Source organism: Acetobacter sp. AN02, assembly GCF_029759835.1.
Lineage (GTDB): Bacteria > Pseudomonadota > Alphaproteobacteria > Acetobacterales > Acetobacteraceae > Acetobacter.
The window spans coordinates 24,874-46,411 of the sequence record NZ_JAJJND010000007.1; the positions used below are offsets into that span (position 1 = coordinate 24,874).

The 21,538-nt window shown below is 60.2% G+C and carries 22 protein-coding genes; 10 read left to right on the plus strand and 12 right to left on the minus strand.

Annotated elements, in window-relative coordinates:
- Nucleotides 1–19 precede the first annotated feature (19 nt).
- A complete protein-coding gene (locus tag LOC54_RS01655; protein ID WP_279312105.1) occupies nt 20–760 on the plus strand; it encodes a glycosyltransferase family 2 protein in 741 nt (246 codons plus the stop codon).
- Nucleotides 754–2,469: a glycosyltransferase family 39 protein gene (locus LOC54_RS01660; protein WP_279312080.1), complete on the plus strand. Its 1,716-nt coding sequence runs from the start codon at nt 754–756 to the stop codon at nt 2,467–2,469. The genes LOC54_RS01655 and LOC54_RS01660 overlap by 7 nt, the downstream gene beginning before the upstream one ends.
- Nucleotides 2,470–2,477: 8 nt before the next feature.
- Here LOC54_RS01660 and LOC54_RS01665 read toward each other — a convergent pair whose 3' ends face one another.
- Complete coding sequence (locus tag LOC54_RS01665; RefSeq protein WP_279312081.1) at nt 2,478–2,723, minus strand: hypothetical protein; 246 nt, start codon at nt 2,721–2,723, stop codon at nt 2,478–2,480.
- A gap of 83 nt (nt 2,724–2,806) precedes the next feature.
- Nucleotides 2,807–4,744, minus strand: coding sequence for an OPT family oligopeptide transporter (locus LOC54_RS01670; RefSeq protein WP_279312082.1), 1,938 nt, complete (start codon nt 4,742–4,744; stop codon nt 2,807–2,809).
- Nucleotides 4,745–4,868: 124 nt separating this feature from the next.
- On the opposite strand from LOC54_RS01670, the gene LOC54_RS01675 reads away from it, so the two are divergent.
- Entirely contained in the window at nt 4,869–7,265 is a 2,397-nt protein-coding gene (locus LOC54_RS01675; protein WP_279312083.1) for a mechanosensitive ion channel family protein, read from the plus strand.
- A 409-nt stretch (nt 7,266–7,674) separates the two neighbouring features.
- Here LOC54_RS01675 and LOC54_RS01680 read toward each other — a convergent pair whose 3' ends face one another.
- The 4 genes from LOC54_RS01680 to LOC54_RS01695 form a co-directional block, all read right to left on the minus strand.
- Complete coding sequence (locus tag LOC54_RS01680) at nt 7,675–7,857, minus strand: hypothetical protein (protein WP_279312084.1); 183 nt, start codon at nt 7,855–7,857, stop codon at nt 7,675–7,677.
- 146 nt (nt 7,858–8,003) lie between these two features.
- Nucleotides 8,004–8,978 (minus strand): glucokinase, encoded by a 975-nt coding sequence (locus LOC54_RS01685; RefSeq protein ID WP_279312085.1) that lies wholly within the window; start codon nt 8,976–8,978, stop codon nt 8,004–8,006.
- 74 nt (nt 8,979–9,052) lie between these two features.
- Nucleotides 9,053–9,865: an SDR family oxidoreductase gene (locus LOC54_RS01690; RefSeq protein WP_279312086.1), complete on the minus strand. Its 813-nt coding sequence runs from the start codon at nt 9,863–9,865 to the stop codon at nt 9,053–9,055.
- A 28-nt stretch (nt 9,866–9,893) separates the two neighbouring features.
- Entirely contained in the window at nt 9,894–10,217 is a 324-nt protein-coding gene (locus LOC54_RS01695; protein ID WP_279312087.1) for a YnfA family protein, read from the minus strand.
- A 168-nt stretch (nt 10,218–10,385) separates the two neighbouring features.
- Between LOC54_RS01695 and LOC54_RS01700 the strand changes: the two genes are divergently transcribed.
- The 6 genes from LOC54_RS01700 to LOC54_RS01725 all read left to right on the plus strand — a co-directional run bounded on the left by LOC54_RS01700 (nt 10,386) and on the right by LOC54_RS01725 (nt 16,519).
- Entirely contained in the window at nt 10,386–11,549 is a 1,164-nt protein-coding gene (locus LOC54_RS01700; RefSeq protein ID WP_279312088.1) for a hypothetical protein, read from the plus strand.
- A gap of 141 nt (nt 11,550–11,690) precedes the next feature.
- Nucleotides 11,691–13,847, plus strand: a complete 2,157-nt coding sequence (locus LOC54_RS01705; protein WP_279312089.1) for an FUSC family protein — start codon at nt 11,691–11,693, stop codon at nt 13,845–13,847.
- Nucleotides 13,832–14,038, plus strand: a complete 207-nt coding sequence (locus LOC54_RS01710; RefSeq protein WP_279312090.1) for a DUF1656 domain-containing protein — start codon at nt 13,832–13,834, stop codon at nt 14,036–14,038. The genes LOC54_RS01705 and LOC54_RS01710 overlap by 16 nt, the downstream gene beginning before the upstream one ends.
- Before the next feature lie 32 nt (nt 14,039–14,070).
- Nucleotides 14,071–15,099, plus strand: coding sequence for an HlyD family secretion protein (locus tag LOC54_RS01715; protein WP_279312091.1), 1,029 nt, complete (start codon nt 14,071–14,073; stop codon nt 15,097–15,099).
- Nucleotides 15,100–15,167: 68 nt separating this feature from the next.
- Nucleotides 15,168–15,755, plus strand: coding sequence for a histidine phosphatase family protein (locus LOC54_RS01720; RefSeq protein WP_279312092.1), 588 nt, complete (start codon nt 15,168–15,170; stop codon nt 15,753–15,755).
- 188 nt (nt 15,756–15,943) lie between these two features.
- Complete coding sequence (locus LOC54_RS01725) at nt 15,944–16,519, plus strand: HNH endonuclease (protein WP_279312093.1); 576 nt, start codon at nt 15,944–15,946, stop codon at nt 16,517–16,519.
- Between the two features lie 6 nt (nt 16,520–16,525).
- On the opposite strand, the gene LOC54_RS01730 is transcribed toward LOC54_RS01725, so the two are convergent.
- The 6 genes from LOC54_RS01730 to LOC54_RS01755 form a co-directional block, all read right to left on the minus strand.
- Nucleotides 16,526–16,831 carry a hypothetical protein gene (locus LOC54_RS01730; RefSeq protein ID WP_279312094.1) on the minus strand — a complete coding sequence of 102 codons (306 nt, stop codon included), beginning with the start codon at nt 16,829–16,831 and terminating at the stop codon, nt 16,526–16,528.
- A gap of 128 nt (nt 16,832–16,959) precedes the next feature.
- Entirely contained in the window at nt 16,960–17,574 is a 615-nt protein-coding gene (locus LOC54_RS01735; protein WP_279312096.1) for an IMPACT family protein, read from the minus strand.
- 2 nt (nt 17,575–17,576) lie between these two features.
- Entirely contained in the window at nt 17,577–18,131 is a 555-nt protein-coding gene (gene rsmD, locus LOC54_RS01740; protein WP_279312097.1) for a 16S rRNA (guanine(966)-N(2))-methyltransferase RsmD, read from the minus strand.
- Complete coding sequence (locus LOC54_RS01745) at nt 18,128–18,919, minus strand: pseudouridine synthase (RefSeq protein ID WP_279312098.1); 792 nt, start codon at nt 18,917–18,919, stop codon at nt 18,128–18,130. Before LOC54_RS01745 ends, rsmD begins: the two co-directional genes overlap by 4 nt.
- Nucleotides 18,916–19,701, minus strand: coding sequence for a gamma-glutamyl-gamma-aminobutyrate hydrolase family protein (locus tag LOC54_RS01750; protein WP_279312099.1), 786 nt, complete (start codon nt 19,699–19,701; stop codon nt 18,916–18,918). Before LOC54_RS01750 ends, LOC54_RS01745 begins: the two co-directional genes overlap by 4 nt.
- A gap of 56 nt (nt 19,702–19,757) precedes the next feature.
- Complete coding sequence (locus LOC54_RS01755; protein WP_279312100.1) at nt 19,758–20,225, minus strand: DcrB-related protein; 468 nt, start codon at nt 20,223–20,225, stop codon at nt 19,758–19,760.
- Between the two features lie 227 nt (nt 20,226–20,452).
- On the opposite strand from LOC54_RS01755, the gene LOC54_RS01760 reads away from it, so the two are divergent.
- Complete coding sequence (locus tag LOC54_RS01760) at nt 20,453–21,307, plus strand: aldo/keto reductase (protein ID WP_279312101.1); 855 nt, start codon at nt 20,453–20,455, stop codon at nt 21,305–21,307.
- Nucleotides 21,308–21,538: the final 231 nt, after the last annotated feature.

Genomic DNA, 21,538 nt, shown 5'->3' on the forward strand with positions numbered 1-21,538 from the left:
GTCTGACTCCACGGAGGCGATGTATTCGCCTCTTCTTACTGTTGTCATTACCGTTCTTGACGAGGTCAGGAACATTCCCGCGGTCTGCGCGGAGCTTGAGGCCGCGCTTTCAGCCCTTCCTGAAACAGAAATTCTGTTTGTAGATGATGGCAGCACGGATGGAACAGCCGAGGCTCTGTCCTCTGTCCGGTCTGCCGCGCCTCATCCGGCCATGCGTGAACTTCGTATCCTGCGTCATGATCGTCGTTGTGGAAAATCTGCCGCGCTGCGGACTGGGATAGCAGCCGCAAAAGGGCGCTGGATCGCAACGATGGACGGGGATGGTCAGGACGATCCCGCTGAAATTCCTTCTCTTCTGGCACTTGCTCTCGAGACGAAGGGACGGGAACCTCTGGTTGTCGGGACGCGCCCTCGCCGGAGTGATACGTGGTCCAGGCGATTTGCTACACGGTTTGCCAATGGTCTGAGACAGCAGATTCTTAATGACCGTTGCCCGGATACCGGCGCACCGATGAAGCTGTTTCTCAGAGAGGATTTCCTGAGACTGCCTCAGTTTGAGGGGCTCCACCGGTTTCTTCCGGCGCTGCTCGGTGCATATGGCGTGCCGCTTCTCTGCCGGCCGGTTCATCATCGCTCCCGGCTTTATGGTCAGTCTAAATACACAAATTTCGGCCGGGCCGTTGTTGGTATCAGGGATCTGCTGGGTGTGATGTGGTTGCGGAACCGCACACGTCTTCCCGGGTCCGTCCGAGAATGCTGAAGCGTCCGGAACGTTTCCTTTCACGTCACAATTCTCCTTTTTCGCCCGGTCGGCGCGACTGGACCGCCAGGGTTCTGCTTGCAGGGCTTGCCGCCTTTTTCCTGCTCCTGCCAGGCCGTGCCGGTATTCCTCCGTTTGATCGCGATGAGCCCCGCTATATGGAGGCGACGTCGCAGATGCTTAAGAGCGGAAATTTTGTGGACGTGCGCTTCCAGGATAAGCCGCGCTATCTCCAGCCCGCCGGGATTTACTGGCTTGAGTCTCTGAGTGTGGCTGCTGCGGGCAGAGAGAATCGATATAAGGTGTGGCCTTACCGCGTGCCGTCTCTCTTGGCGATGAGCATTGTCACGATGCTGACGGCTCTGGCGGGTGGCATACTGTTTTCCCGTAGGGCGGGGCTGCTTGCTGCCGGTATCTTCGCAACTTCCGTGCTTGTGATGGCGGAGGGCCGTATGGCCACCATCGACAGCATGCTGCTGCTGACTGTTGTTGCAGCACAGTATCTTCTCATGAAAGTGCTGCAGGACAGGGAGAGTGGTCGGGCGACATCAACGTTTACAGCCGCTGGCTGGTGGCTGGCGGCAGGGTGCGGCCTGATGCTCAAAGGGCCTGTAGTTCTGATTCCTCTTTTTGGTACGGTCCTGATGCTCTGGGCTGTGGAAAGAGACCGGAGCTGGTGGGGGCGATTACGGCCCCGATGGGGCTGGCTTGTGATGCTGGCGGTGGTACTGCCCTGGTGCGTTGCGATCGGAGTGATGACGCATGGTGAGTTTTTCCGGCTTGCCATAGGACATAACCTACTGGGAAAAATCGGCAGCGGGCAGGAAGCTCATGGACTGCCGCCGGGTTATCATATTCTGGTTTTTCTGATCACGTTCTGGCCCGGATCCTTTTTTGCCGTGCGGACTCTGCCCTGGATACTTTCGGAGCGTCGGAGCTTGCAGGTAAGATTTCTGCTTTGCTGGATTGTCCCGCACTGGCTGGTTTTCGAACTGATCGCAACGAAGCTGCCGCATTATGTGCTGCCGGTCTGGCCTGCGCTGGCACTGCTGGTCGCAGCGGCTCTGACGGATTCGGAAAAACGCGGGCTGCGACTGCCCTGGCCCATGGGCTGGCGGATCCTTTTTTCCGTCTATGGGGTTCTCTGGACGATTGTCAGCATTGCGTTGTGCTGCAGCGGAGCGGTTTTGTCGCAGGTACTGGAGCACCATGTTCCGCCGGAGGCGTGGATCATGGCGGCTGGCAGCCTGCCGCTGCTGGTTCTGACGCTTCGCTCTGTGCTGCAGGGGCGCCTGTGGCAGGGTGCTGTGTCTGCCATGGGTATGGCCGTGATCGTCTATGTCGGGCTGTTCTTTTCAGTGATCCCCGGACTGAAAACCATCTGGATGGCACCGCGTCTGGCGGAACTGGTGGATGAATATCGTCCATGTACGGAAACGAAAGTAGTATCGGTGTCCTTTTCCGAACCCAGTCTCGTGTTTCTGATGCACGGGGATGTTCTGCTGCGCGGTGTGCCGGAAGCGGCAGATATCATGAAATCAGACCGATCCTGCACACTTGTGTTGGCAGATCGCCGTGATGAGGACGCTCTGAGAGAGGCACTTGCTTCATCCGGTATTCATCCGGTGGAATTTGGCCGCGTTCAGGGGATTAACTATTCCAACGGACGTCACCTGGATATTGGTCTGCTGGGCTATACCGGGCAGTAGGACTACTCTTACGCCGTAAATCCGGGCAGGCGTCGGCGAACGTGGACCGGTGCACGACGCATGACCAGATCTCTGTAACGGGCGGATAGGGTCTTCCTCGCGAGTGTCGGAGTGTTTGTCTCTCGTGGCAGCAGTTCCGGACGTCCGAGTAGCAGAGAGATAGCAACGCGCTCAGGCAGGGTTGTCATTTCCCACAGGATCTCCGGATCGAGTTTTCCTGTCGAGACAAGGCGGGCAGCCTCCAGAACGCGCATGGCATGGATCCTTTGTCTTCCGGAGCCAAGCCTGGCGGTAAATAGTTTCGGAATAATTAACAGATGAAATTCCGAGGCGAAATTTAAGACTTTGTTTTCCGCTTGTCGTTCATATTTCGCGCAAACCAGATACAGGCGGCGATAAAGATGATGCCTCCCGCAATCTGTGCTCCGAGCGGCGGGATGTATTCCTGCAATGAAAGAGTATCGTCCCGCCCTGTCGCAGCTGCGACCGCGGCGAGCAGGACGCCGGTCAGGCTTTCTCCGACGATCAGTCCTGAGGCAATCATAGTCCCCGGTCCGGCTTCTCCCTGCCGGTGCCTGCGATGCACCAGCCACCCGATACCGGCACCGATGGCGAGGGTGAGCGAGACCTGAGGCGGAAGATAGAGGCCGATTCCGGCTGCCAGAGGTGGGAGGCTCATTTTTTTCCGGCGCAGCAGCGTGTTGGCCAGAATCAGGCATCCGCCGAGCCCGGCTCCGATCGTCAGCATCGTCCAGTCCAGGGAGCGGTTGAAGATACCGTTTGCGATCATGGCCATCAGCGCAGGCTGGGGGGCGGAGAGCGCGCGCGTCGGATCCATGTCAGGACGCGGCAGGGCACCTGTGAATCCGTAGGTCTGATAGAGAAGGTTCAGTACCGGAGGAATGATGACGGCACCTGTCAGGCAGCCGATGATGAGGACGGCCTCCTGTTTCCACGGGGAAGCACCGACGAGCTGCCCTGTTTTCAGATCCTGCAGATTATCGTTGGAAATAGCGGAGGCTGCCGTGATGGCAGAGAGGATTGCGATCGTGAAGGCGATGGCGAGATGATAGTGATCAGCAGAGAAAACCGGCGCGAGAAGGCCGGTGCTGTTGAAAAGCAGCAGCAGTGAGGAAATCAGGACGTTGGCGATCAGACCGATCCCGGAAATGGGAGAGGAGGAGGAGCCGACCAGCCCTGCCATATAGCCGCAGGCAGCGGCGGTAAGAAAGCCGAACACGAGGAAGAACAGTGTTCCGGTCAGTGCCGCGAGTATGACTGAGGATGTGGCCGGGGCGAGGAACAGACAGAACAGCGCGAAAAGCGCGGCGGAGATCAGCCCCCCGGTCGTCACGATCAGCCAGGGTGGCAGATCGCGATCCGTATCGGCAGGACCGGACAGCGTGCGGGAGAGAGCCGTGCGGACTCCGCGGGCCACGGGCAGGGCGAGTTCCCCCAGAGTCCACAGTGCCGCAACGGCGATGGTGCCGGCTCCGATAAAACGTACCTTGCCGGTCCAGACGGACATGGCAAAAGCGGAGGGAGCAAGGTGTCCGGGATTATCCATTACGGCAGTCAGCCATGGGACGGCAATGCCCCATGCCAGCACGAAACCGAGCAGCATCGCCAGACCGCCTGCAAGACCGACGAGGTACCCCGCGCCGACCAGGGCAAGGGAAAATCCGGTGGAGAAGCGAAATACAGCCTGTCCGGCAGTCAGAACACATCCTGCGCTGTCGGAGATGATCCTCAGGCCGCCGGACGCGAGAGCCATACCGCCTGAAAGAGCGGCTCCCCGGAGAAGGAGTATAAGGCGTCTGGCGGCACCTTCCGATCCTTCATGACTTTCTCCGGCACGGAGGATTTCAGCCGCAGCCACGCCTTCCGGATAGACAAGGGAAGAGCCGTTAACGAGGGCATGACGCAGGGGAATGGTGAACAGCACTCCCGCAATACCACCGGCTGCAGAAATTCCGGCAACGAGCAGCCAGGGGAAGGATGACCAGTAGCCGAGCAGGATCAGGGCGGGGAAAGTGGCGAAAACGCAGGAGAGCGTACCGGCAGCAGAGGCCTGGCTCTGGACCATATTGTTTTCAAGAATACTGCTGCCGCCGAGCATACGCAGTACGGCCATGGAGATGACGGCAGCCGGAATGGAGGAGGCGAAGGTCAGGCCGATTTTCAGGGCAAGGTAGATATTTGCGGCAGTAAATATCAGCGTGATCAGAGCCCCGAGAACGAGTCCGCGGAACGTCAGCTCTTTACTTCGGGGCATATGTCATCCGGTGTGCAGGTGGGTCGGGAACATTCTGGGCTGCACGACTTTAGTATAGGACACGGTTCCCGAACATCGGGTAAATCTCCGGGTGAGGTGTGTGCCTGGTCTGTAAGGAAGAAATATGTCGCACCGTCTGCTTCGTGTCCTGTTCTGTCTTTCTGTGTTCTGCCTGTCTGCCTTCATTCCGCTGCGTTCCGGGTTTGCGGATGATGAGCGGACAAAACTGGTTGTCGGGCCTTCAACGCTGGCACCGGATGCGATGCTGGCCGGTTATGAGGAGACGCTCGGCAAGATCGTCCGGATGAAGATCGACCCTGATTCCCCCGGCAGTTCCGGACAGGTGACGACGGCCATCCGTGAAGCTACCCAGGTTGATAATGACACGAAGAAGATCGTTGCCCGGCTGGAGGAATATGAAAAGGTTTTTCAGTCTCTTCTGGATGTGATCGGCAAACCGACGGAAGGGGAGACGCAGCAGATCACCCTTCAGAGGCAGAGAATCACGAATGCCCAGACGGACCTGAAAAACCGTCTGGTCCGTGCGCGTCTGTATTCTGTCGAGGCTGAACAGCTGGTCGCGTTTCTGAGCAGGAAGGGCGACGTCGTTCAGCAGGAGGTGATGTTCCAGAAATTCCCGCCTCTGCCGGCACCCGCATTCTGGGTCGGTATTAGCCGGGAATGGCCGGGCACCGTCGCGGCCATAAAAAGCTACTGGCAGGATGCGAAGGATCTGATGGCGTTCGCAACGTCACCGGACCATATCTTCCTGTCGCTGGGCACCACGGCCCTGTTTATCATACTTCTTGTGGCCTCCCTGTTCAGCCGCCGGGCTGCGGTTCTGCTGGCCGTCCGTTTCGTTCCGGAGGGGCGTATCCGTGTGACCGTCGCCAGAGCGACACATGCCCTGCTGACGGCGCTTCTGGCAGCGGCGGCCGTGCATGTTCTGCTGAGCGGGCTGAATGCCGGGCATGCGATGTCGGATAACAGCGCGCTGAGATTTCTGGACGTGCTGTCTTCTCAGATTCCGATCAGTGTTTTTGCCTTTGCGCTCGGTAACGGTCTTCTTTCTCCGGGAATGAAGGAGTGGCGGGTCGTGCCGGTTACGGACGAGGCGGCGAAGGCCCTGAGTCTGTTTCCTTTCTGGTTCTCCATGCTTCTCCTTCTGCGTGGTCTGACGCGTTATGTTGATATTTCCGGAGATTTCGGCGCGTTTACCGTGCAGCTTGCTGATGTGTTCTTTGTTTTCTGGGCCGGACCTCTTCTGATCTCCGTTCCGCGTGCGCTTGCGCGTTATCCGGTTGCGGAGCGCATGGGGAATCTTGGTCAGATTGCCCGGACCATCGCGACGCTCGTTGCCGTACTGTGTATTGCAGGTGCCGTGATCGGCTTCATTCCGGCGAGCTATCTTACGCTGTCCTGGCTCAGCTCTATGGGTATCACACTTCTGACTGCATCCCTGCTGTGGGTCGTTATTCAGGATATCTGTAATGTTCTGCTGATTTCCTCCGGCCCGCTGGGACGTCAGCTGGTCAGACTTGGTCTTCCCCCGCGCCTTCTCGATCAGGGGGCGGTTATCCTCAGTGGCATACTGTCAGTTTTCCTTGTTCTGATGGTTGTCGCTGTAGCGGAATCGAGCGGCAGTTTCGATCCTGTCACCCTGCAGGCCAATATCAGCAGTCTTCTGTTCGGTCAGAAGATCGGTCAGGTGAGCCTGTCCTATGGCGTGGTTCTCAGGACGATCGCCATTCCGGTGATCGGAGGATATCTGATCAGAATCTTCAAGAAATGGATGAACAGGAGGCTCTTTCCCACGACACAGCTTGATGTGGGCGCGCAGACATCCATTACGGCGATCATTTCCTATGCCGCATGGATTCTGGTCGGGCTTGCGACGTTGTCCTCACTGGGAATCACTGTGCAGAGCATGACCTGGGTGGTCAGTGCGCTGTCCGTCGGTATCGGCTTCGGTCTGCAGTCCATCGTTCAGAACTTCGTCTCGGGCATCATCATGCTGGCGGAAAGGCCGGTGACGATCGGCGATCTTGTAGAGATCGGCGGAGCCCGGGGTGATATCCGGCGAATCAGCGTGAGGTCCACGGATCTGCGTCTGGCGGATGGTTCGACGATGATCGTGCCGAACTCTCAGTTCATCACCTCGGCAGTGAAGAACGTGACGCAGGGGCATCCGATGGGGGCGGCCTCCATTGACCTCAGCCTGCCGTTTACCATCGATACGCGCCTTGCCTTCAAGGTTCTGAACGCGACCCTGAAGGAGATACCGGGCCTGCTGTCCCAGCCTGAGCCGTCCGTTACGATTTCCGATGTCGGCAAGGATTATGTGACCTTCACCGCCAGCGGAAAGACTGATTCTCCGAGAGATGTGGGTGGCGTACAGAATACCGCGCGCCTCATGCTCTGGAAGGCTCTGCGTGATGAAGGCGTGATTGCTTCCGCAACCGGGATTCAGCCGTCTCAGGATGAGAAGGACGAGACAGGCGCAGACGGGTCTTCCACCTGATTCTGATCTGCTTCTGATTGTATCCGGCAAGCCATAGTGTGGCTCTGCCGGATACAGGGATCTGGGCTTGTGATCATCGCAGACAGAGAGGAAAGAGAAGGGGATGGTCTGCAGAGTTGTTCTACCCAGCAGAGATATCAGTGCGAAGAATGTGCTGAATATTTTTCCTGACGAATGATGCTGGCACCCTGAGTTCGTTCCTGCTTGCGCTTCAGGAAATATTTGTGACCAGTCCCGATACTGCGTGAAACTGCAGATCAGAGAGTGTTGTCATCGCGTAGTCACGGAAAGTGATAGGAAACTCAGGCTATTCGGAGCGACTGATCATCCGCAGGACCAAAGTCCTTGGGGAGAGAGGAGGCAATGGCGGCGCTGAACTGGAGGAAAAGCCGCCATTGCAGAAAGGGTTTCAGATAGAGGCAGATTTCAGATTGCGTGTTCTGCTGGTCGCCTCGGAAAAGAGGTCAAGCCATTTTCTGGTTCTTGCTTCATCACGACGCATGATGGCCCATTCTGCCTGGCTTGCGGCAACGTGGGGTGCAGCCTCGCCGTGTTCACGGATGAGATCATCGATAGTGTGAATATGGGACATTTCTTTTCTCCATCTGCTGAGATGTCCTCATTTCAGGCGAGAATAATTAACGCCCGGTAAATGGATCAGAAAAAATCATTCTTCAGGATTAAAACGGTGCGGATTATTGTTGTCACTACCGTTACGCGGGCTTCCCGTTTGCTGACTCAGGACCTCTCGGGACGGGCCGCCAGGGCTGCTGCTGCGCCGTAAAGTCCCGGTTCCGGATGACGGACCAGCCGGACCGGAACCTGCCGCAGCATGGATTCGAAGCGCCCTTTGGCTGCAAAGCGCTCTGTAAAACCGGAAGAGGGAAGTACGGAGGTCAGTCTCTTCCCGAGTCCCCCGGCAATGACGACAGCGGATGCACGCCACGCTAAGACTATATCACCGGCAAACGCTCCCAGAACTTCACAAAACAGTGACATTGCCTCTTCCGCCATCGCATCCTCACCGGATAATGCACGGAGCCAGACATCTTTATCTTCCTCTGCGTGAAAGGAGAGACCTCTGTCGGCGCTCAGAACCTCGCAGATGGGAATGATGCCGGGGCCGGAGATCACGCGTTCGGCCGAGACACGGCCGTAGCGCGATCTCAGATGACTGAGGAGGCGGTCCTCAAACGGGCTGGACGGGGCGAATCCGATATGGCCGCCTTCCGCCCCGCAGATGAGGCTGGTGCCGTCCCGGCGCACGATGGCAGCGGTGCCGAGACCTGTCCCCGGCCCGATCACGATGATGACGCCGTCGTCAGGTAATCCGCTGTCAGGACCGCAAAGCCGGGGGAGATGCCAGGGTTCGAAGGCATCGACCGCCCAGGCGATGGCTTCAAAATCATTGAGGAGAAGGCATTCCCGCAGGCCCAGCATGCCGGCAAGCTGTGACGGGACGATCGTCCATGGATTATTGGCCATGGTGATTTCCGCCTGATCCACAGGAGCGGGCAGGGCCAGAGAGAGCCGCTCCGGCGGCCTGCCGCCTATGTGGTCAATAAACGCATTCCACACACTGCTGATATCCGGGAAATCGCGGACAGGCAGGATCAGCGGTGCATCAAGATCCTCGACACGTCCGTCATGGATACGGGCCAGCGTGAACCGGGCGTTCGTCCCGCCGATATCGGCGCAGGCAATCTGATCCACAAGCCATCCCTCCGCAGTTCCGGATGCAGCCTTTGCGGGCTGCAGAGGGATGAACGCAGATCAGGACCGTTCGTTCACATCTCGTCGCTGCGAGGTTTCTGATCGGATTCAATACGCTTCATGATGAGGTCCTGCAGCCTGCGGGGCAGAAGTCCGGGGAGCAGGCGCAGGAAGCGGAACTGTTTGGGGAAAATGCACTCGGCCTCCCCGTTCCGTGCGGCCTGGGTGATATTTCTTACGGCTTCCTGCACCGATACCAGCCAGGGGTAGGGGCCTGTCAGGCGGCGGCACATGTCGGTATCCACGAAGCCGGGGGCCACATAGGTCAGACGGACGTTGACGGGCTCAAGCCCGAGACGTGCGGCCTGCGAGAAACGGAACAGCCCTCCCTTGGAACCGCAATATCCCGCGGCGAAGGGCAGGTCGTGGAAGCCTGCCGCAGAGCCGATGAGGACAATGGAGCCGCCTCCGCGCTTCTGCATCCGCTCTGCTGCCGCCATCGTCATGGAGGCCGGGGTCGTATAGTTGATAAGACCCAGAGCCATCACGCTTTCCGCCGGCTCCACGATATCGCCGCTGCGGCGGATATCGGAACGCCCGGCATTGCAGATCATGAGATCGATCGGATGGGCCTCATCATCCTCGCGCAGTGCGGCGATGGCGGCACGGGGATCGGCCAGATCGAGTGAACGGACGATCACTTCGGCTCCGGCAGCGCGGCAGGGAGCGGCTGCTTCTTCGAGGCGCTCGCTGTTGCGTCCCCAGAGGATCAGGGTTTTCCCCGGTGCGGCGTAGTATTTTGCCAGTTCGGAACCGATCCCGCCGGAGGCTCCGGTGATGAGGATGGTTCTGAACGGACGTGGTGCGGGTTTCGCGGAGTGTTTCATTGAGACCGGACCTTGAGAAGAGGGGGCTTCAGTTTTTATGCGGGCCGAACAGGATCAGGGCTGCTCCGGCAAGACAGAGAAGTACGCCGGTCATGTCCCGGGCATCCGGCCGGACGCCTTCGACTGCCCATAACCATAACAGAGCGGTGAGGATATAGACCCCGCCATATGCGGCATAGCTGCGTCCCGCCGTATTCGCGGGAGAGAGTGTCAGAAGAAAGGCGAACAGCAGCAGGGACAGGCTTCCTCCGGCCAGCCACAACGGGGGCTTCCCTTCGCGCAGTACTGCCCAGAAGGCAAAACAGCCTGCTATTTCGGCGAGAGCAGCGGCAGGAAAGAGGAGAGCGTTCATCGGGCCGTTCTGATAGCAGTTTTGTACGTTTCTGTCGCGAAAGACATGACAGCGGATCGTTTCCGTATTATTGCCCTGCGGATTAATGACAGATCGGAAAGATTTTCGTGCGCCAGGGGGCGGACGGAACATCCGGAAGCCGGATGAGCGCAGAGCTCGGGAGCACAGATGACAGATCCGAACAGGTTCCTGATTGCACCGGTTTCGGGTCCGGCGCAGATGAAGACCTTCATCACGCTCCCCCGCCGTCTCTATGCAGGTCTGCCCGGATGGGTGTCGCCGCTGGACATGCAGCAGCGCGACGTGTTCAGCCCCAAGTATAATCCTTTTTTTCTGCACGGTCGCGCGCAGTATTTTCTTGCCTGGCAGGGGGAGCGTCCGGTCGGACGGATTTCCGCGCAGGTTGATGAGCTGCAGCTTGCCCGGGGTGGTCAGAAAACCGGATATTTCGGCGCGCTTGATGCGGCTGAGCCGGAGATCGTCGCTGCACTGCTTGATGCGGCCGAACAGTGGCTGCGGGATCAGGGGATGGAGCGGATGCTCGGTCCGTGTGCCCTGAACACCAATGGTGAGTATGGCCTGATGACGGAAGGGCAGATGGTGCCGCCCATGCTGGCCATGCCCTGGCATCCCGTCTGGCTGGCCGGAGCAGTTGAGGCCGCCGGATTTCGTCAGGCCATGGATCTGCTGTCCTACATTATGGAGACCGGTCCGGATGCAGAGGCGGCGCATCGGCTGCCGCGCGGTCTGACCCCGGGTGAGGGACGTCTGGGAGATCTGAGCGTCCGGCAGCTGAACCGGAAGAATATTGAGGAAGACGGGGAGATTCTCCGGCGGCTGTATAACGAGTCGTGGGAGAACACCTGGGGATTTGTCCCCATCACGAAGGAAGAAATCCGCGGGCTGATCCGGGATATCAGACCGTTCCTGCGGGACGAGCTTCTGGTTCTTGTGGAGAAGGCAGGCGTGCCGGTGGCCATTGCGCTGGTGCTGCCCAACCTGTTTGACGTGGCGGGAGATCTTGGCGGCGCGCCGTCTCCTGCGGGCTGGCTGAAGCTGGGCTGGAGGCTGCTGCGGCATAAATTCACCTCGGCCCGTGTCATTCTTCTGGGGGTCAGCAGGGAGGTGACGGGCACGGCGCTGGGGGCGATGCTGCCGGCGCTGATGATTTCCGAGCTGATGAAGCGCGGCCGGACGCTGCCCTATCGCCGGATCGAGCTGGGCTGGGTGCTTGAGACCAACACGCCCATGCGCGGTCTGATTGAGCGTATCGTGCCTGAGCCGTCCAAGCGTCATCGGGTTTATGAGAAAATGCTGACGGGCGGGAACTGATCCCGCGTATGATCTCCGCATGACACGGTTCCCCGTCATGCATGGGAAAACATATTTTGTTATCCCTCTTTTCCGTCCGGGCAGCTAGAGCCTGAACGGAGGGTGACCCGGTCCTGTGGCCGGAAGATCGGAGGGGATGACGTGACCGTAACTGCCGGGCAGTCAGCAGCGGACTCCGCAGCCGGAAAAGGGGCCGCACGGCAGGGGGGCTGGTGGCAGTACCTGCGGCAGCCGGGGGACGTGGTTCAGTCCCTGATGTGGATACCGCGGCTGCCACGTGGCTGGTTTACGCCGGGCTGGTTTCTGTTCTGCCTGCGGATCTGGCTGTCTGTCATTCTGGCTCTGGTCCTGGCTTTCTGGCTGCAGTTTTCCTCTCCCGGGACAGCGGCCGTGACCGTGATGATCCTGGCGCAGCCGCTGCGGGGGCAGATTCTTTCGAAATCCCTGTATCGTCTTCTGGGAACGCTGGTCGGCGCGGTTGTAGCGATCCTCCTGACATCTCTTTTCAGCCAGGACCGGTCGGTTCTGCTCGGGGCCATCGGTCTGTGGCTGGCGGGCTGTAGCGTCGTCGGCTCTGTCAATCGCGATTTCCGGGCTTATGGCGCGCTGCTGGCGGGATATACCGTGGCGATCATTTCCATCGGTGGCATTGACGCTCCGGCGCGGATCTTTGACGTGACGATCAACCGTGTATCGGCGATCGCGCTTGGAATAGCCGTTACCGCGGCGCTCAGCATTGCTTTCAGCTCTCCGACGGCGGCGGGACGGCTGACGGAGCTGCTCAGTGCGCTTGCAGACCGGGTGCATAAGGTTGCGGCGAATGCGCTTGCAGGGCGCTCCACTCCGGACGCCACGACAACGGTGGGGATTTCACGGTCGGTCATCGCCCTGACGACCGAGCTGTCCTATGCCCAGACCGAGCTGCAGGATGCGCGCATAAGGCTGGCGGGTGCGCGGTCAGCGATGGTGTCGATGCTGGAGATTCTGACGAGCAGCAGATCGGTTGCGCGGGCGCTGGAGCGCGGGCTGGTGGCGACACCCGTCGTGGAGGCCGTGCGTGAGGTCTTTGCCGGATATGCGGAAGAGGCAGACTCCCGTGCGGCGATGGACAGGCTGGAGGCCATTGCCCGGGATGCGCCCGGTGACGGGCTTACTCTGGAATCGGCGTGGTTTATCGAGCAGGCGATGATGCTTCTTGCGCATGAACGCTGGACTTCGGACGGAATTTCCGCAGTGCGCTCAGGGCGCGGGGCGGGTGTGACGCCGCCGGTTTTTCCTGTCGCGGTGCATGAGGATGTTGTTCTGGCGCTGCTGAACGGGGGGCGGCTGCTGATCGGCTACAGCATGATGGCATGGCTCTGTATCTGGTCCGGTATTCCCGAAAGCTTTATGGCGCTTTCCCAGCTCTGCGTGATCCTGACCCTTGCGGCGACAACCTATGACGTGATCGGTTTCGGCGCGGGGAATGTGATCGGGACGGTGATGTCGGTCATCATCGGCGGGATTTTCCGGTATTATCTCTATCCGCTGGGGGAAGGAGTGGAGTGGCTTGCTCTGGTGACGATCTTCCCGGTTTTCCTCAGCTGTATTCTGATGATGAACGCGAAGACGAAGAGTGCCGGGTTTATTTTCGGCGTGTTCTATTTCGCGACGATGGGGGTCAGCAATACGGAAACCTATGATCCGGTCTCATTCGTGGACCGGAACATGCAGTATATTTTTTCCGGCGTGATGATCTTCATCTCCCTTGTCCTGCTGCTTCCGCCGAAGGCCAGAGCACGCCGGATGCGTGTTGCGATGGGAATTGCTCTGGAGCTGAAGGCGCAGATGCGCGAGGGCGGACATCAGGCGGCGTCCTGGCTTATTTCCAGAAGCTATGATCGGGCGGGGCATTTCATGAACTGGAGCAGCTATCTGCCTGAGACGAAATCCCGGACTCGTGTTCTGGAGCGCTTCGTTGCATTTGCGGCTCTGAACGGAGCTCTGGCCCGTGCCCGGAGGCATCTGGATCGTGCGGCAGCCATTCCGGGACTGGGTGAGGCTGCGCGGGAGGCCCGTGCCGCTCTGCTGATCAGCGATCCGCACTGTCCTGCGGCGCGTCTGCGTAGGACAGCTGAGGATTTTCTGCGGGCTTCGGGGCCTCTTCCCCGCGGGCAGATGACGACGGCTCTGAGGGCCGTTTCAGGAATGTGCGCGGCAGTTCTGCTGCTGGAGTCGAATGCGTCCGCGCTGCGGCACTACCGGATCATTCCGGAGGAGACGGACTGGTTCCGGGCGACGCGATGGTGGGTGAGATGAAGCTGGTCTACGATGTCGGGGGACTGCTGGTTTCCGGTTTTGCCGTTCATGTTCTTCTGGCCTTTACGGTGCTGCTGATACTCCGTCCTCTGTTTGCCAGGATCGGGCTGTCCAGATTCGTATGGAATATGCCGCTTGCTGAATTCGGTATTTTCTTGATCCTGACAGGAGTGTTTCTTGCCGTTCTCTGATATGCGCCGTCTGCGGAAAAAGGGTTCCTTTCGTGTTTGAGAAACTGCGTCGCACGATTCAGATCACGATTACGCTGGTGATCCTCGGGATTGCGGCGATCGTCGTGTTTGTCCTGTGGGATTACTACACTGCCGCGCCGTGGACGCGGAACGGGCAGGTGCGCGTGCAGGTGGCGAATATCGCTCCGCGTATCTCGGGCCCGATTGTCGGGATTCATGTGAGGGATAATCAGTTCGTCCGTGCGGGTGATGTTCTGTACGATATCGATCCCTATGATTTTCAGCTTGCGATCGCGACGGCGCAGGCTCTGGTCGGGCAGCGAAAGGCGGAGCTTGATATCAAGCTTTCGCAGAATACCAGGCGCGCGCAGCTGAGCGAGGCTGCGGCCTCTCAGGAGGAAAAGCAGGTCTTTGCGGCTTCGGCAGAGGTGGCGCAGGCGCTTTATGCGGAGGCCGTGGCACGGCTGGCTCAGGCGAAGATCAACCTGGAACGGACGCATGTCCGCAGTTCCGTGACGGGTTACGTCAATAATCTGACGATGCGGATCGGTGATTTCGCGACAGCCGGGCAGACCAACATCACGGTGCTGGACAGCACGTCCTGGTGGGTGGACGGGTATTTCGAGGAGACGAAGGTTGCGTCGATCCGCGTGGGGGACCGGGTGCGTCTTGACCTGATGGGATACAGGACGCCGATCAGCGGGCATGTGCTGAGCATCACGCGCGGTATTGCCACGGCTAATGCGCAGAACAGCGTGCAGGGTCTGCCGGATGTCGATCCGGTCTACACTTGGGTGAGGCTGGCCCAGCGTATTCCCGTGCGCGTGCAGATTGATGACATTCCGCCGGGTGTACAGCTTTCGGCGGGTATGACGGCAACCGTGACAGTGGTCGGTCGGGACGGTCATCTGCTTCATGACAGCATGCATGATGTGCTGGACCGGCTGCATGATACGATCCTGGGGATCGGGGCCGGTACGGGTGAGAGAGCCGCGAAACGTCATGGCCGTGTCGGGTCGGATCATGCCTTACCTGAGGGGGGTGTGGCACATCAGCCCTGACCAGGTTTATGCTGCGTCCTGCTGAAGGGGTATCTGCCCCGCTGTAATGAAGGGGAAGGAGCGGCGTTTTGCTGGACAGAAAGAGTTTCTGGTATCTTCGTCACGGAGAAACGGCCTGGAACAGGCAGGGGCTGTCCCAGGGGCGCACGGATATTCCGCTGAATGAAACCGGTATTGCCCAGGCCCATGCAGCCGGAAGCGTTCTGCACAAAGAGTCTCCGGGTGTGCTGCCTGTGGCGCGGATCGTGTCCTCTCCGCTGAGCAGGGCCCTGCGGACGGCTGAAATCGCAGCGTCTTACCTGCAGACGGATGGCAGGGCTCCTGTCATTACGACGGATAAAGATCTGGAGGAGGTCTGTTTCGGTGAGCAGGAAGGCCAGCCGATGGGGGACTGGTATGATGACTGGGTTGCCGGGACATTCACGCCGCCGGGAGCTGAGAATTTCGCGGAGCTTCGTGCCCGGGCCGTGGCTGCTGTCAACCGGGCCACGCAGGGGGAGGGGACCGTTCTGATCGTGGCGCACGGGGCGCTGTTTCGTGCCATACGGTCTGCTATGGGGCTTGTGCCCAATGTCCGTCTGCCCAATGCCGTACCGCTGACGGCGGTTCCGCCGGTTCAGGGGGAAGCGGAGTGGACACTGACGGTCTTTTCATAAAAATTTCAGATGGCGATGAGGCCGGAGACCGTGCGGCTCCGGCCAGGTCTTCTTGTCACCTGGCGTGAACAGGGCTTATAGTTCGCAAAACCACTCTCGACAGGCGCACGATCCGCACGGCGTTCAGGTTCAAAGAGTTAAGATGACGCCAGGTCCGGTCGTCGCGTCCTTCAGGGAAGGAAAGCGCCTTGACCGCTGTCTGCACTCATCAGGCTGTTCCGCATTATCCGGCTCTCGTCCTGAATGCCGATTTCCGGCCTCTGTCCTATTTTCCGCTCTCTCTGTGGTCCTGGCAGGACAGCGTCCGTGCTGTCTGTCTCGACCGGGTGTCCGTGCTGAGTGAGTATGACCACGAGGTCCGCTCACCGAGCTGTTCCATCAGGCTTCCGAGCGTGATTGCCCTGAAGGAATATGTTCCTGCCGCGCGGAAACCGGCCTTCACGCGGTTCAATCTGTTCCTTCGTGATAATTTTTCCTGTCAGTACTGCGATGACCGGCTTCCGGCGCAGGATCTGACGTTTGATCATGTGGTTCCGCGCAGCCGGGGCGGGCGGACGACCTGGGAAAATATCGTCACGGCGTGCAGTTCATGCAACCTGCTCAAGGGATCGCGTCTGCCTCACGAGATCCGCATGTTTCCGCGGCGAAAACCCTCGCAGCCGTCCAGCCGTCTGCTGCAGGAGAACGGCCGGGCCTTTCCGCCCAATCACCTGCATGAAAGCTGGCGTGACTATCTGTACTGGGACACCGAGCTTGAGACCTGAGTCGGCTCAGCGGGTGTAGCTGTAGCCGTATTCATCGGCCTGTTTCTGCAGGTCCGGTGCGCCTTTGAGGTCCAGCGGGATGGGCTTCGCGTTCTGCTCGCCGAACATGTAGTTATGGGCGGTGGTGCGCTGGCACATATTTGCGGCGAGGGGGAAGCTCAGCCCGACGGAGCTGCCTGTCTGCGCGCGAAGACATGAGATGTCCGTGTCGGTAATGCGTCGTCCCATTTCCGGCGCGCAGGCTGCAAGCCCGGAGAGGGACAGCACGGCTGCGCACAGGAAGAGCGTGCGTCTGCGATCGGTTCCGTTCATCAGCCTGGTCTTTCTCTCCGGTCCATGGACGGCGCGACTTTGCCATGAGCCGCGGGTGGAAAGAAGTCTTTCCTTTTGCATGGCATCCCCTTTCGTATGGTATTCGCCCGCACGTATTGCCGCAGATATCATGGCCGTATGTTGCTTTCCTGCTGGGTTTCCGGCTGGCGTGGCTGTGCGTGGCCCCGTGTCAGATCCGTGATCCGCAGAGTGATGGTCTGTGCATCCGCTTCGGGGACACGTATATTCATCCGTGCGCCGGTCGCGTCGAAATCTTCGGACACGATCTCTGTCTGCATGTCTCCGAGCCGGGCATGCATCATTGCGTGATCTGAAAACGGGCAGTGAAATGCCAGGATCGTCTGCGGGATCAGTTCCATGCGCGGGGCGAGCCGGAGGCATTCGGCTGCCGTTCCGCCATAGGCCCGGACCAGTCCGCCCGCGCCGAGCTTGATGCCGCCGAACCAGCGCGTCACGACCACGACCACGCGATCGAGCCCACGGGCTTCGATCATCTGCAGGATCGGGCGGCCTGCGGTTCCGCTAGGCTCTCCGTCGTCATCGCTGCGGTAGCGGGCTCCGATTTTCCATGCCCAGCAATTGTGTCGTGCATCCGGATCGCTGACTTCCCGGATGAACGCACTGGCTGCGTCCTCGTCTCCGACCGGAGCGGCACGGGCGAGGAAGCGGCTTTTTCTGATCTCGACCTCATGCTCTGCCCGTGCGGTGAGGGTTTCCGCCATTGTCAGTTTTCCCGCCAGATCCACAGATGTGCGGCACCGTGGCGGCGTCCGGCCAGCAGGCGCTGCTCATCGACGGGGCAGGGTTCATCGGCGGCTGTTTCCGCCACGATCAGCGCATCCGGTGCGATCCATCCGCCCCGGTGCAGCGCAGTCAGTGCGAGGGCCGGGAGGTTGCGTCTGTAGGGCGGATCCAGAAAGATCAGTGATGCTGGGGTGTCGGTCCGCGCTGCTTTCGTGACATCGGCGGAGGTGACGCGGCTGCGTTCTTCCATCCGGCAATCCGCAATATTGCTGCGCAGGGCGTGCAGGGCGCTGCGATCAGTTTCAAAAAACCGGCAGAAAGCCGCACCTCTGGACAGGGATTCGAGACCCAGCGCGCCGGTTCCGGCGAAGGCGTCGAGCACCTGTACGCCGTCCAGCAGATCCCTTCCGCCCCAGGGGGCGTGCAGCAGCATATCGAACAGGGCCTGGCGCACGCGGTCGGCTGTGGGGCGTGTGGTCTGTCCCGGCGGCGCGGTCAGGAGCCGTCCGCGCCGTTCACCGCCGATGATTCTCATGAGCGCGGTGCAGGCTTCCGCTTCGGGGAGGCGGCTTCCGTATCGCGGGGGAGGACGGCACGCATCATCTTCGCGGGCACTTCCTCCAGCGCGCCGGCGGGCAGCTCGCCCAGGGAGAACGGGCCGTAGGACAGGCGGATCAGGCGGCTGACATGAAGGTTCAGCCCCATCATCACCTTACGGATTTCCCGGTTCTTGCCCTCACGCAGGGAGACGGTCAGCCAGGAGTTGTCGCCCTTGACCGAGTCCAGCCCGGCCTCGATCGGTCCGTATCTTACGCCGTCGAACTCGCTGCCTTTTGCCAGCGCTCTCAGCCGGGATTCGTCCACCACGCCGAAGACGCGGACGCGGTAGCGGCGGAGCCAGCCGTTGGAGGGCAGCTCCAGACGACGTGCCAGTCCGCCGTCATTGGTGAGCAGCAGGAGTCCCTCACTGTTGATATCGAGCCGCCCGATGCTGATCACGCGGGGCATCTCCTCGGGCATGGCCTCAAAAACGGTCGGGCGGTTCTGCGGGTCCTTGTGGGTTGTCACGCGGCCGACCGGTTTGTGATAGCACCACAGGCGGGAGCGTTCGGGGCTGTCTGCCGGTTTTCCGTCCACGGCGACGACATCCGTTTCCGTGACGAACGTGGCCGGGTGGGTGACCTTGCGGCCGTTGAGGGCGATGCGTCCGGCCTCGATCATCTGTTCGGCGTCGCGGCGGCTGGCGACCCCTGCGCGGGCCAGCCATTTGGCGATGCGTTCGCCCCGGTCCGTGGCGTCCGGTTCATGCGCGGGCTTGTTCACCGGGGTATCTCCTTCTGTGCGGCGTAGTCCGACGCGGCTGCCACGAATGCCTGGAAGAGTTTCTCGTCGCCCGGATCGATAGCGAATTCCGGATGCCATTGCACGCCCATGCAGAATTTACCCGGGTAAAAATCGTTATTTTCTGATGTTTTTTCGTCCGTTTCGATCGCTTCAATCACGCCGTCGGGGGCGATGGCGGAGATGCGGGCGGATCCGGGGGATTTTACGGCCTGGTGGTGGGATGAGTTGACCTGCATGACCGTGCTGCCGGTGAGGGCAGCGAGGCGGGTTCCGGGGAGGAGCCGGATGGTGTGTCCGGGCTGATCGCGCGGGCCTGGCTGTTCATGGGCAAGCACGTCGGGAATTTCGTCGGGGATGTGCTGGATCAGGCGTCCGCCCAGAGCGACGGCCAAGAGCTGCATGCCGCCGCAGATACCGAGGACCGGCATCCCGCATGCGAGCGCGCCCTGCAGCAGGGCGAGTTCGCTGGCGGTGCGGCCGGGTTTGAGGCTGACGGAGGCGTGCCGGTCCTGGTCTCCGTAGAGGGCGGGGTCCACGTCGAAGGCGCCGCCCGTGACGATCAGCCCGTCCAGTCTTGAGAGCAGGGCGGGTGCCAGGTCCGGGGCAGGCGAGATGGCGGCGGCGAGGCCTCCGGCGCGTTCGATGGCGGAGAGGTAGTTCTCTCTTATGGCCAGCCAGGGGAAGCGGGAGTACCGGCCTTCGCCCCCGGGTTCATGATCGAGGGTCAGGCCTATGAGGGGGGGTGTGCTTCGGGCTGTCATGGGGGGATCATAGCGCGGATGGCGGCGGTTGTTCGGGTTTGTTTGCGGGTTGCCGCTTACTGGCCTGTCTGCGGGTTGGATTCGGGTTGAGGGGCGGGTGCGGGGCGTTTTGTGAAGCGGAAGCTGCGTCTGAAGCTGTTCAGCGCGTCGAGTTGCGGGGATGCGAAATCGCCCTGAACGCTTGCGGTGATGGTCAGGAATACGGGGCCGTGCAGGACGCAGATCCGGCGCAGGCTGACGGGTTGGCTGTGGTTGCCGATACGTGTGGCGAGGATGATGGCCGGGTGGCTGTCCAGTTCGACCGTACGTTTCCACAGCAGATCGAAGCCGTCGTCCTGGTCTTCTGCGGTCATGATATTCGCGACGACGTGTTCTGCCAGATTCTGACCCGGGGTTGCCGGTTTTCTTGAGATAGTGAGGCTGAAGGGGGAGGCGTTTTCCGGCATGAGGGTCAGGACGTTCAGGCTCTGGTCCAGGCTGCCTTCGGGGAGGCTGAAATCTGCTTCCTGTATGCGGTAGTCCATATCTGTTCCCGGATTGGCGTTGCCCTGTGTGCGGGCGGGCCGTTTTATGTGTTCCGGTTTTTTTTCTGGCATGAAATAGTGTTTATTTTCAAGGAAATGCGGATGGTCTGCGGGGGGCTTTCCGGGAGTGTTCCGGGGCGGATGCGGTCGGGGCGGAGGTTTCGGGACGATTTCCGTGATGGAACGTTTTTCCTGTCGTTGCGCTGTTTATGTCAGGAGGATTCATCATGTCTGCAGATGTGACGTTCAGAAACGGTGACAAGGTGCCTGCGCTGGGCATGGGTACGTGGAATATGGGCGACAGTGCTGCCCGGCGTGCTGAGGAGGTTGCGAGCCTCAGGGCGGGTATTGAGCTTGGTCTGCGTGTGATTGATACGGCTGAGATGTATGGCAATGGCCGGTCTGAGAGTCTGGTCGGGGAGGCGATTGCGGGGCTTCGGGACCGGATTTTCCTTGTGACGAAGGTTCTGCCGTCCAATGCGTCGCGCAAGGGTGTGGCGCGGGCGTGTCGTGACTCCCTGCGTCGTCTGGGGACGGATCATATTGATCTGTATCTGCTGCACTGGCGCGGTTCGGTTCCGCTTTCCGAGACGGTTGAGGCGTTTGAGACGCTGCGTGATGAAGGGCTGATCGGCCGGTGGGGCGTGTCGAATTTCGATGTCAGCGACATGACGGAACTGGAGCGTGCTGCGGGCGGGGATCAGTGTGTTGCCAATCAGATTCTCTACAGTCTTGAGCATCGCGGGGTCGAGTTCGACCTGCTGGACCGGGACCGGGAGAATCAGGTTGTGACGATGGCGTATTCGCCGATCGGGCAGGGGGGTGATCTGCTGCGGCATGAGGCCCTGGCGACTGTGGCGAAGCGTCATAAAACGTCTTCGGGGGATGCGACGCCGGCTCAGATCGCGCTGGCCTGGGTTCTGCGTCGGCCTGGTGTGATTGCCATTCCCAAGGCGTCTTCCGGGGCGCATCTGCGCCAGAATGCGGCGGCTGTGGAGATCCGTCTTTCGGATGATGATCTTGCTGTTCTGGATAAGGCGTTTCCGCCGCCGTCCCGGCGCGTTCCGCTTGAGATGATCTGAGAGAGAGGGGCTGGTCCGGCGTTCTGCCGGTCCGGTCCGGTTTGTTCCGGCGGCAGATCAGAAGAGATATAAAGAAACGACCAGGGCGATGTACAGGAGGGATAGCAGGAACAGTGCTGATCCTGTGAAGGAGTTAAAAATTTTCCTTTTCGTTCTTACGGCGTGTCGTCAGTTAAGCACTGAGCATGTGCCGTGAGGGTTGTACTTTCTGTCGCCCTGTGCTGACTGTTT